At 60.0% G+C, this 11,663-nt stretch carries 8 protein-coding genes; 7 read left to right on the top strand and 1 reads right to left on the bottom strand.

Annotated elements, in window-relative coordinates; all coding sequences use genetic code 11:
- Positions 1 to 28: 28 nt before the first annotated feature.
- Both choW and choV read left to right on the top strand, forming a co-directional pair.
- On the top strand, positions 29 to 874 hold the full coding sequence (gene choW / locus QMX84_RS19035) for a choline ABC transporter permease subunit (RefSeq protein ID WP_048373962.1): 846 nt from the start codon (positions 29 to 31) through the stop codon (positions 872 to 874).
- Entirely contained in the window at positions 871 to 2,049 is a 1,179-nt protein-coding gene (choV, locus tag QMX84_RS19030) for a choline ABC transporter ATP-binding protein (protein ID WP_048373959.1), read from the top strand. The genes choW and choV overlap by 4 nt, the downstream gene beginning before the upstream one ends.
- Before the next feature lie 111 nt (positions 2,050 to 2,160).
- On the opposite strand, the gene QMX84_RS19025 is transcribed toward choV, so the two are convergent.
- Positions 2,161 to 4,098: a BCCT family transporter gene (locus QMX84_RS19025; RefSeq protein ID WP_262123660.1), complete on the bottom strand. Its 1,938-nt coding sequence runs from the start codon at positions 4,096 to 4,098 to the stop codon at positions 2,161 to 2,163.
- Positions 4,099 to 4,559: 461 nt separating this feature from the next.
- Between QMX84_RS19025 and betI the strand changes: the two genes are divergently transcribed.
- The 5 genes from betI to QMX84_RS19000 all read left to right on the top strand — a co-directional run bounded on the left by betI (position 4,560) and on the right by QMX84_RS19000 (position 11,564).
- Positions 4,560 to 5,153: a transcriptional regulator BetI gene (gene betI / locus QMX84_RS19020; RefSeq protein WP_048373954.1), complete on the top strand. Its 594-nt coding sequence runs from the start codon at positions 4,560 to 4,562 to the stop codon at positions 5,151 to 5,153.
- Between the two features lie 110 nt (positions 5,154 to 5,263).
- Positions 5,264 to 6,736 carry a betaine-aldehyde dehydrogenase gene (gene betB, locus QMX84_RS19015; RefSeq protein ID WP_048373953.1) on the top strand — a complete coding sequence of 491 codons (1,473 nt, stop codon included), beginning with the start codon at positions 5,264 to 5,266 and terminating at the stop codon, positions 6,734 to 6,736.
- Positions 6,737 to 6,862: 126 nt separating this feature from the next.
- Complete coding sequence (betA, locus tag QMX84_RS19010) at positions 6,863 to 8,566, top strand: choline dehydrogenase (protein WP_048373952.1); 1,704 nt, start codon at positions 6,863 to 6,865, stop codon at positions 8,564 to 8,566.
- Positions 8,567 to 8,784: 218 nt separating this feature from the next.
- Positions 8,785 to 10,227: a TldD/PmbA family protein gene (locus tag QMX84_RS19005; protein ID WP_282364518.1), complete on the top strand. Its 1,443-nt coding sequence runs from the start codon at positions 8,785 to 8,787 to the stop codon at positions 10,225 to 10,227.
- Positions 10,227 to 11,564, top strand: coding sequence for a TldD/PmbA family protein (locus QMX84_RS19000; RefSeq protein ID WP_282364517.1), 1,338 nt, complete (start codon positions 10,227 to 10,229; stop codon positions 11,562 to 11,564). Before QMX84_RS19005 ends, QMX84_RS19000 begins: the two co-directional genes overlap by 1 nt.
- The last annotated feature ends 99 nt before the right edge of the window (positions 11,565 to 11,663 follow it).

Genomic DNA, 11,663 nt, shown 5'->3' with positions numbered 1-11,663 from the left:
ACTCCACTTGCATGCGGACGTTCATACCATGCTGATAGATCACAAAATCCCGTTGGGCGAGTACATCGCCGACTTCGTCGACTGGCTGACCAAACATGGCGCCAATATCTTCGATGCCATTGCGACCACACTCGAAGCCATGATCCATGGCGTGACGTTTGCGCTGACCTGGTTCAACCCGCTGGCGTTTATCGGGTTGATCGCGTTGTTTGCCCACCTGATTCAACGCAAGTGGGGGCTTACGGTCTTTGTTGCGTTGTCATTTTTGCTGATCCTCAACCTGGGGTATTGGCAAGAAACCATGGAAACCCTCGCGCAGGTGGTGTTTGCCACCTTTGTCTGCGTGATCATCGGCGTGCCGCTGGGCATTGTCGCCGCGCATAAACCGGCGGTGTATACGTGCATGCGCCCGGTGCTGGACTTGATGCAAACCGTGCCGACGTTTGTGTACCTCATCCCTACCTTGACCCTGTTTGGTCTGGGCGTGGTGCCGGGGCTGATTTCGACCGTGGTGTTTGCGATTGCCGCGCCGATCCGCCTCACCTACCTGGGCATTCGTGACGTGCCCCATGAACTGCTGGATGCCGGCAAGGCGTTTGGCTGTTCGCGCCGCCAGTTGCTCACCCGTATCGAACTGCCCCACGCCATGCCGAGCATCGCGGCCGGGGTGACCCAGTGCATCATGCTGTCGCTGTCGATGGTGGTGATCGCCGCGCTGGTGGGTGCTGATGGCCTGGGCAAACCGGTGGTCAACGCCCTGAACACGGCTGACATCGCGCTGGGCTTTGAAGCCGGGCTGGCGATTGTGTTGCTGGCGATCATGCTCGACCGGATCTGCAAACAGCCGGACGCCAAAAAAGGAGCTGACGCATGAGTATTATTCGCTTCGACAAGGTTGACGTGATCTTCGCCAAAAAACCGCGTGAGGCGCTGAGGCTGCTGGATGAGGGCCTTTCGCGGGATCAGATCCTGAAAAAAACCGGGCAGATTGTCGGCGTTGAAAAGGCCAGCCTGGACATCGACAAAGGTGAAATCTGCGTGCTCATGGGCTTGTCCGGCTCGGGCAAATCCAGCTTGCTGCGCTGTATCAACGGCCTCAACACGGTGAGCCGTGGCCAGTTGTTTGTGGAGCACGAAGGCAAGCAAATCGACATCGCCTCGTGTACCCCCGCCGAGCTGAAAATGATGCGCACCAAGCGCATTGCCATGGTCTTTCAAAAGTTCGCCCTGATGCCCTGGCTGACGGTGCGCGAGAACATCAGCTTTGGCCTGGAAATGCAGGGCCGCCCTGAAAAAGAGCGCAAGGCGCTGGTGGATGAAAAGCTGGAGCTGGTGGGCCTGAGCCAATGGCGCAATAAAAAGCCCGACGAATTGAGCGGCGGCATGCAGCAGCGTGTTGGCCTGGCGCGGGCGCTGGCGATGGACGCCGACATTCTGCTGATGGACGAACCCTTCTCTGCGCTCGACCCGCTGATTCGTCAGGGCCTGCAAGACGAGTTGCTGGAACTGCAACGCAAGCTCAGCAAGACCATCGTGTTTGTCAGCCACGACCTGGATGAGGCGCTGAAACTGGGCAGCCGCATCGCGATCATGAAAGACGGCAAGATCATCCAGTACAGCAAGCCGGAAGAAATCGTGCTCAACCCGGCCGATGACTACGTGCGCACGTTTGTCGCGCACACCAACCCGCTGAACGTGTTGTGCGGGCGCAGCCTGATGCGCACGCTGGACAACTGCAAACGTATCAACGGCTCGGTGTGCATTGATCCGGGGGATGATTCGTGGATCGACCTGCACGAAGGCAACACCATCAAAGGCGTGCGCAATGGCGCGGGCGTGGTGGATTTACAGCAATGGAAAAGCGGGCAATCGGTCGACAGCCTGGGCCGCAGGCCGACGCTGGTGGACTCTAATATCGGCATGCGCGATGCGCTGCAAATTCGTTACCAGACCGGTAACAAACTGGTGCTGCACGACAATCAGAAAGTGGTGGGGATACTGGGTGATACCGAGTTGTATCACGCGTTGTTGGGCAAGAATTTGGGTTAAGCCATCATGTAGCCGCTGCCGAAGGCTGCGATAAGGACCGCAGGGCCTTCAACAGCAGGGTCGCTTCGCAACCCATCGCAGCCTGCGGCAGCGGCTACATGCTCGATGCTCTTAGCTGTAAACGCGGCCAAGGAGCTGGCGATGGCTTTCAAACTGATCGAGCACGTCGCGGCAGATTTGCTCGTCAGTGAAGCCCATCAAGTCGTACTCCTGGTTGCCGTTGTGCAGGTACACCTCGGCCCGGTAGTAACGGCTGCGCACTTCGTCTTGCCCGGAGTCGCTCGGCGCGGCCAGGTAGCCGTCCAGGCTCACTTCGTAGACAAACGGGTTGCCTTCTTCCATGTCTACTCGCACACCCATGCAGCGCTTGGCGGCGCCCAACAGGGTTTGCACGTGCAGGCCTTGAGCACGCAATTGCGCCGCCGCTTCTTCCAGCGCCGGGGTCACGTGCCTGTCCATAAAGCGCTGCACCACCGCCTGGGTCGGTTGCAGGTCCTGGGTGGTCAAACGCTCGCTGAAACCACGACGACCACGGGCCGCCAGTTCCGCTTGCTCTTGCTCTACCAAGGTGTCTTGGCGCATGGCTTTGTGCAGGCCAAACATAAACAGCACCAGCACCACCGAGAACGGCAGGCCCGCCAGCACCACCATGGTTTGCATGGCTGCAAAGTTACCGGCAAACAACAAGCCAATGGTCACCAGGGTGATCACCACCGACCAGAAAATGCGCAGCCAGTGCGGCGCGTCTTCGTCTACGTCGCCGCCTTTGCACGACAGGTTGGCCATCATCACCGCGCCCGAATCCGCCGGGGTCAGGAACAACACGAAGCCAACAAAAATCGACACACCAATCACGATTTTCGACGCGGGGTAATGCTCAAGCAGTTGGTAAATCGCCATCGACGGTTGTTCAAGGGCAGTTTTGCCCAGTTCTACCGCGCCCTGATTCACCACCAGGTCCAGTGCCGAGTTACCGAAAATCGACAGCCACGCCAGGGTGAAGCCCAGCGGAATCAACAGCACGCCGGCGACCAGTTCACGCACGGTACGACCACGGGAAATACGCGCGATGAACATGCCCACAAATGGTGCCCAGGAAATCCACCAGGCCCAGTAGAACAGAGTCCACAGTCCCAGCCAGCCTTCGGTTTTCTTGCTGTCGCCTTCGTACACGTACAGGTCGAAGGTTTTCATGATGATGCCGTTGAGGTAATCACCCACGTTCTGCACAAAGCCGTTAAGCAGGTGCAAGGTAGGGCCAAACAACAGCACGAAAATCAGCAGGCCGCTGAACAGGATGATGTTCAGGTTGGACAGCCGACGAATGCCGTTTTCAACGCCCGAGACCGCCGCGATGGTGGCCACGGTGCTCATCACGATGATCACGATCAGCAGGTTGGTGTTGCTGTGCGCCATGCCGAAGAGGTTTTCCAGCCCGGACGACACTTGCATCGAGCCGATGCCCAGGTTGGTCACCAGGCCGAGCAGGGTCACGAACATGCCGAAGCCGTCGACCGCGTGGCCCGCCGCGCCTTTGACCCAACGCTCGCCCATCAGCGGGTACAGCGCCGAACGCAGCGCCAGCGGTTGGTTGTGGCGGTAAGCAAAGTAGGCCACGGCCAACCCCACCAGTGCGTAGATCGCCCAGCCGTGCAGGCCCCAGTGCAAAAAGGTCAGTTGCAACGCCTGACGCGCCGCTTCATGGCTGGCCGACACGCCTTCTGGCGGGTTGAAGAAGTGGTCCAGCGGCTCGGACGCGCCGAAGTACAGCAAGGAAATGCCGATACCCGACGAGAACAGCATCCCGGCCCACGCGCCGTAACTGAAGTCGGGGGTGTCTTGCTTGGTGCCCAGTTTCAGTTTGCCGTAGGACGAGAACGCCAGGCCCACGACAAAAATCAGATAGGCGGCGATGACCACCATGTAGTACCAGCCGAAGCTGCGCGACAGCCACTCTTGGGCAACGCCCAGAATGTGCCCGGCTTCTTCAGGGAAGGCGATCAGGATGGCAGTCAACAACAGTATCAAGGCGGTAGAGGTGTAAAACACCCAACCATTGACCGTCACCTTTTGTGGCGGGGTCTTTATAAGAGAGGCAGAACTCATTGCACGGGTGCTCCAGGCAAGTGCGACACAAGGACTAAAGGCAACGCACCACTCGACCAATCGGTTACATAGCGACCAACGGTCGAGTGATATAAAGACACCGCTAAAAAAACCGGACCCTGCCTGTCCCTGAGCAGGGCCTGCTTCTGTAGGAGCGAGCTTGCTCGCGATCTTTTGATCCGTTGAAAAGATCGCGAGGCAAGCTCGCTCCTACAAACGCAGGGGATCCGGCGGTATTTACCGTGTCGTTTTTCGGCACTTGTTGTAGGAAAAGCACCACAGCACGCGACGAATTGTCGCAGATCTTATTCTTTGTTGATTGAACGTTCAATCAAAACAAAATAGACTGGCCGTCGTTCAGTGATTGTCATGCGCTGCGCGCCGGCCCCAAGGAGATGCACACAATGCCCAAGGTCGGTATGCAACCCATACGCCGCCAGCAGTTGATCGAAGCCACTTTGACGGCGGTCGATCAGGTCGGGATGGCAGATGCCAGCATTGCGCTAATCGCCCGTTTGGCGGGCGTTTCAAACGGCATCATCAGTCACTATTTCAAGGACAAGAACGGTCTGATCGCCGCCACCATGCGGTATCTGATGAACGTTTTGATCGATAACGTCGCCGAGCGCCGCCAAGCACTCGACGATGACAGCCCAAGGGCGCACTTGAAGGTGATCGTTGAAGGCAACTTCGACGCGAGCCAGGTCAGTGGCCCGGCGATGAAAACCTGGTTGGCCTTTTGGGCAGCCAGCATGCACCAACCGTCGTTGCACAGATTGCAGCGGATCAACGATCACCGCTTGTACTCCAATCTGTGCTGCCAATTTCGTCGCGTGTTGCCGCAGGCTCAAGCCCGCAACGCTGCACGGGGCCTGGCAGCTCTCATCGATGGTCTATGGTTGCGGGGTGCTCTGTCGGGTGACGCTTTCGACACCGAACAGGCACAACGCATCTGCTACGAATACATGGATCTACAACTGGCGAAACAGGTGAGTTAGGCCTCAATTAACGCTTAACCCCTGAACTGTCGTGAATCTGCGCTGCCACAGTTAGATGGCACCCGATTGACGATTAACGCCCACCACTTGTCTGCACTTGCGAGGATTTTATGGCCCGTTTCGAATTGCAAAAACTCTACATCGACGGCGGCTACACCGACGCCGGTAGCGACGCTACTTTCGATGCCATCAACCCGGCTAACGGCGAAGTCCTCGCACAAGTGCAACGTGCGACCAAGGAAGACGTCGAGCGCGCTGTTGTCAGCGCTGAAAAAGGCCAGAAAATCTGGGCCGCCATGACCTCCATGGAGCGTTCGCGCATTCTGCGTCGCGCCGTTGAGATCCTGCGCGAGCGCAACGATGAACTGGCGGCTCTGGAAACCCTGGACACCGGCAAGTCGTACTCCGAAACCCGTTACGTCGACATCGTCACCGGCGCCGACGTGCTGGAATACTACGCAGGCCTGGCGCCCGCCATCGAAGGCGAACAGATCCCGCTGCGCACCACCTCTTTCGTTTACACCCGCCGCGAGCCGCTGGGCGTTGTGGCCGGTATTGGCGCCTGGAACTACCCGATCCAGATCGCCCTGTGGAAATCCGCACCGGCCCTGGCGGCCGGTAACGCGATGATCTTCAAGCCAAGCGAAGTCACCTCGCTGACCACCTTGAAGCTAGCTGAGATCTTCACCGAAGCGGGCCTGCCAGACGGCGTGTTCAACGTTCTGACCGGCAGCGGCCGTGAAGTCGGCACCTGGCTGACCGAGCACCCGCGCATCGAGAAAATCTCGTTCACCGGCGGCACCGACACCGGCAAAAAAGTGACCTCCAGCGCCACCAGCTCTTCCTTGAAGGAAGTGACCATGGAACTGGGCGGCAAGTCGCCACTGATCATTTTTGACGACGCTGACCTGGACCGCGCGGCTGACACCGCGATGATGGCCAACTTCTACAGCTCGGGCCAGGTGTGCACCAACGGCACCCGCGTGTTCGTGCCAACCGCACTCAAAGCCGCTTTCGAAGCCAAGATTTTGGAGCGCGTTGCGCGCATCCGCATCGGCAACCCGGAAGACGAAAACACCAACTTCGGCCCGCTGGTCAGCTTTGCTCACATGGAAAGCGTGCTGGGCTACATTGCCAAGGGTAAAGAAGAAGGCGCCCGCGTGCTGTGCGGCGGCGAACGTCTGACCGAAGGCGCACTGGGCAAAGGCGCCTTCGTGGCCCCGACCGTGTTCACTGACTGCACCGACGAGATGACCATCGTCAAAGAAGAAATCTTTGGCCCGGTGATGAGCATCCTGACGTACGACACCGAAGAAGAAGTGATCCGCCGCGCCAACGACACCGAGTTCGGCCTGGCCGCCGGTATCGTCACCAAAGACCTGAACCGCGCGCACCGCGTGATTCATCAGCTGGAAGCGGGCATTTGCTGGATCAACGCGTGGGGCGAGTCCGACGCAAAAATGCCGGTGGGCGGTTACAAGCAATCGGGCATTGGCCGTGAAAACGGCATCAGCTCGCTGGCCCAGTACACCCAGATCAAATCGGTACAGGTAGAGCTGGGCGACTACGTTTCGGTGTTCTAAGCCCAAAACGTAATACCTGTAGGAGCGAGCTCGTCTCGCGATCTTTTGATCTTTTTAAAGATCGCGAGGCTAGCTCGCTCCTACAGGGTTCCAGTGATCTGACCTACATCAAAGAGGGTGCATTTTATGTCCCAAGAATTCGACTACATCATCATTGGTGCCGGCTCTGCCGGTAACACCCTGGCGACCCGTCTGACTGAAGACCAAGGCGTCACCGTGCTGCTGCTTGAAGCAGGCGGCCCGGACTACCGTTTCGACTTCCGTACCCAAATGCCTGCCGCGCTGGCGTTCCCGTTGCAAGGCCGTCGCTATAACTGGGCGTTTGAAACCGACCCGGAACCGCACATGGACGGCCGCCGCATGGAATGTGGCCGTGGCAAGGGCCTAGGCGGTTCGTCGCTGATCAACGGTATGTGCTACATCCGTGGTAACGCGATGGACTACGACGGCTGGGCAAAAAACCCTGGCCTGGAAGACTGGTCGTACCTGGACTGCCTGCCGTATTTCCGCAAGGCAGAAACCCGCGACATCGGCCCCAACGATTACCACGGTGGCGATGGCCCGGTCAGTGTGACCACGCCTAAAGCCGGTAACAACGTGCTGTTCCACGCCATGGTTGAAGCAGGCGTGCAAGCCGGTTACCCGCGCACCGAAGACTTGAACGGCTACCAGCAAGAAGGCTTCGGCCCGATGGACCGTACCGTGACGCCAAACGGCCGTCGCGCCAGCACCGCTCGCGGTTACCTGGACATCGCCAAACAACGCCCGACGTTGACCATCGTCACCCACGCCCTGACCGACAAGATTATCTTTGAAGGCAAGCGTGCGGTCGGCGTGCATTACATGACCGGCGACAACCACGTGCGCATTGAAGCCAAGGCGCGCAAAGAAGTCCTGCTGTGCAGCGGCGCCATCGGTTCGCCGACTGTACTGCAACGCTCGGGTGTAGGCCCGGCCGAACTGCTCAACAGCCTCGACATCCCGGTGGTGCATGACCTGCCGGGCGTTGGCCAGAACCTGCAAGACCACCTTGAGCTGTACCTGCAATACGCGTGCACTCAGCCGGTGTCGCTGTACCCGTCGCTGCTGTGGTGGAACCAGCCGGCCATTGGCGCCGAGTGGCTGTTCGCCGGCAAAGGCATTGGTGCCAGCAACCAGTTCGAAGCCGGTGGCTTTATCCGCACCCGCGAGCATTTCGACTGGCCGAACATTCAGTACCACTTCTTGCCGGTGGCGATTAACTACAACGGCAGCAACGGTGTGAAAGAGCACGGCTTCCAGGCGCACATGGGTTCCATGCGTTCGCCGAGCCGTGGCCGGGTCAACGTGAAGTCCCGCGACCCGCGTGAATACCCGAGCATCCTGTTCAACTACATGTCCACCGAGCAAGACTGGCAAGAGTTCCGCGACGGCATCCGCCTGACCCGTGAAATCATGCAGCAACCGGCACTGGACGCTTACCGTGGCCGTGAAATCAGCCCGGGCATCGACAAGCAGACCGACGAAGAGCTGGACACGTTTATCCGTGAACACGCCGAAACGGCCTTCCACCCGTCCTGCTCGTGCAAAATGGGCACCGACGAGATGGCCGTGGTTGACGGCGAAGGTCGCGTGCATGGCCTGCAAGGTCTGCGTGTGGTCGATGCCTCGATCATGCCGCTGATCACCACCGGTAACCTGAACGCGCCGACGATCATGATCGCCGAGAAAATCGCCGACAAGATCCGTGGCCGCCAGCCATTGCCGCGCAGCACCGCCGACTACTACGTCGCAGGCGATGCCCCGGTGCGTGGCAAGCCCCTGCGCGAAGTGAGCCGCACCGCGCAGTAACACCCCTGTAGCCGCTGCCGCAGGCTGCGATCGAGCCCGAAGGGGTCGCGCTTTTTAAAAGCGAAGACCCTGCGGGCCTTATCGCAGCCTGCGGCAGCGGCTACACACGTTTCATTCTCCCCCGCTTGCCCCCACCTCTACGCAGGCCTACTCTAGGGCCTCGTTTCGCGTCTCACTCCCCGCTGTACACCCGATTTCCCGCTTTCGGAGGTCCGTGCATGTTCGATTTTTACCCTCAGCTCAAGCAGCGCTTCGCCGCCCTGCGTACCCGAGCCGAGTTCTTTTCGCTGCGTTATGTACGTGAATCCGGGCAATACCTGTCGGTACGCAAGAACATCGCAGAACCGCCTTATTTCAACCACGATCAAGGGGCGATGCTGACCGTCCGGCTTAAGGGCGTGGAAGCCTACGCGGCCACCAACGACTTATCACCGGCGGGGCTGCAAGCCGCGCTGGAACGTGCCGAAGCCCAGGCCCAGTTGATCGCTGACCACGCGCTGCTCGACCTGAGCCACGAGCCGGTGTCCAGCGCCAAGTCTGATTACTGCTCGCCCGATCTCGATCAGGCGTTCCCGTCCCTGAGCGACTGCTATGCGCTGCTGGGCGCCGAGTCAGCCGCCGTGCCCAAGGACGAGCGGCTGGTGAGTTGGGGCGCCTCGCTGGGGCTGACCCATGTCGAGCAGATCTACCTCAACAGCGCAGGCGCCGAGCTGCGTCAGGCGCAACGGTTTGTCTTCCCCGGCATGAGCGTGACCGCCTACGACGGCCAAGACAGCCAAAGTCGCACCCTGGGCCGCGATAATTTTGGCCAGCAAGGCGGCGCCGATGTAATCCGCCGCTGCGGGCTGATCGGCGCAGGCCCCACGGTAGCCGACCAAGCACTGCAATTGCTACTCGCCCCCAACACCCCGCAAGGCACCCGCGACCTGCTGCTGATGCCCGACCAGATGATCCTGCAGATCCACGAGTCCATCGGCCACCCGCTGGAGCTGGATCGGATCTTGGGTGACGAGCGCAATTACGCCGGCACCAGCTTCGTCAAAACCAGCGACTTCGGCAGCCTGCAATACGGCTCCAAACTGCTCAACGTGACATTCGATCCGACGATTCCCGAGCAGCTCGCCAGTTACAGCTTTGACGATGACGGCACCCCGGCGAGCAAAGAATTCTTGATCCGCGAAGGCTTGCTCCTGCGCCCGCTGGGCGGCGCGCTGTCGCAGTTCCGTGCAGGCCTCGAAGGCGTGGCCAACAGCCGCGCCTGCAGCTGGAACCGCGCCCCGATTGACCGCATGGCCAACCTCAATATCGAGCCGGGCGATCAGTCCATGGCGCAATTGATTGGCGGCATCGAGCACGGCATTTTGATGGCCAACAACCGCTCATGGTCGATTGACGATGCCCGCAACAAGTTCCAGTTCGGCTGCGAATGGGGCCAGTTGATCGAAAATGGCGAACTCAAAGGCGTGGTGAAAAACCCCAACTATCGGGGTATTTCCGAGCAGTTCTGGCGCAACCTTAGCGCCGTGGGCGACGCCAGCACCTTTAAAGTATTGGGCACGCCCAACTGCGGCAAAGGTGAGCCAAACCAGGTGATCCGCGTGGGCCATGCGTCCCCGGCCTGTGTATTCAGTCAAATTGATGTGTTTGGAGGGGATGCCTGATGCGTACACCCATAAGTCAGGCCGAGCAGTTCGAAGGGTTGGTGGCGTGGCTGCGCAAGGCGCTGGTCAGCCCCGAGCAATTCACCGTGGGCTACAACGCCGAAACCTCGGAATTTATTCGCTTCAACAAGGGCAAAGTGCGCCAGGCCGGTGTGGTACAGCAGGCCAGCCTTGGCCTCAAGCTGATCAACGAAGGCCGCCATGCCAGCGTCAACATAACCCTGGCCGGCGAGCCTGCGGTTGACCAACAACGGGTGGCCGATGCGCTGAAACAATTGCGCGACACCGTGCCGCTGTTGCCGGTAGACCCGTACCTGCTGCTCAACCCCGAGCCGTGGCACAGCCACACCGAGCAGGCCGAAGCGTTGCCGGACACGGCGCAAGTGCTGGATGAAATCCGCCGCGCCGCCCACGGGGTCGATCTGGTCGGTTTCTACGCCAGCGGCCCGATCAGCTACGGCTACGCCAGCTCGCAAGGCGCGCTGGGCTGGCATGAGGCCAACAGTTTCAACTTTGACTGGAGCCTGTTCCACAGCAACGGCCAAGCGGTTAAAGCCAGCTACGCCGGTGCCCATTGGGACAGCGAGCGCTTCGCCCAGCGCATGCAACTGGCCCGCGAGCAGTTGGCGTATCTCGACCGCCCGGCCCACGTGCTGGCCCCCGGCGAGTACCGCGCTTACCTGGCCCCCGCGGCACTGGAAGAAGTCATGAGCATGCTCTGCTGGGGCGGCTTCTCGGCGCAGGCGCTGGCCAGCAAATACAGCCCGCTGCAAAAGCTCTATGGCGGTGATGCCGAGCTGAGCCCGCTGGTGTCGCTGGACGAACACGTGAGCCAGTCGTTAAGCCCGGCGTTTTCCGGCGAGGGCTACCCGCGCCAGGACTTGTCGCTGGTCAAACACGGCAAGGCCGCCGAGCAACTGGTGAGTTCGCGCAGCGCGGCCGAATACGGCCTCAAGGTCAACGGCGCGCCGGGCAGCGAAGCACCCAGCGCACTGGCAATGGCGGCCGGGCAACTGGCGCAGGCCGATATCCTCAAGCAGTTGGGCACCGGGCTGTACATCAGCAACCTGTGGTACTTGAACTATTCTGATCAACCAGCAGCACGCCTGACCGGCATGACCCGGTTCGCCACGTTCTGGGTCGAAGACGGCGAGATCAAGGCCCCGGTGAATACCATGCGGTTTGATGACAGCGTGTACAGCCTGCTGGGTTCGCAGCTAGAAGCACTGACGGCAGAGCGAGAACTGCTGGTCTCGGCCAGCACCTACGACCAACGCCAGACTGCATCGAATCTATTACCGGGTGCAGTGGTCAAAAAACTCACGCTCACGTTGTAAATACTCTGTAGGAGCGAGCTTGCCTCGCGATCTTTTAAACGATCAAAAGATTGCGAGGCAAGCTCGCTCCTACCGAGGATGGGATGAACAATTAGAAAG

Source organism: Pseudomonas sp. PS01297 (genome assembly GCF_029959305.1).
In the GTDB taxonomy this organism is placed as follows: domain Bacteria; phylum Pseudomonadota; class Gammaproteobacteria; order Pseudomonadales; family Pseudomonadaceae; genus Aquipseudomonas; species Aquipseudomonas helleri.
The sequence above is the reverse complement of the archived record's forward strand: the minus strand, read 5'-3'. Positions and strand labels throughout refer to the sequence as shown.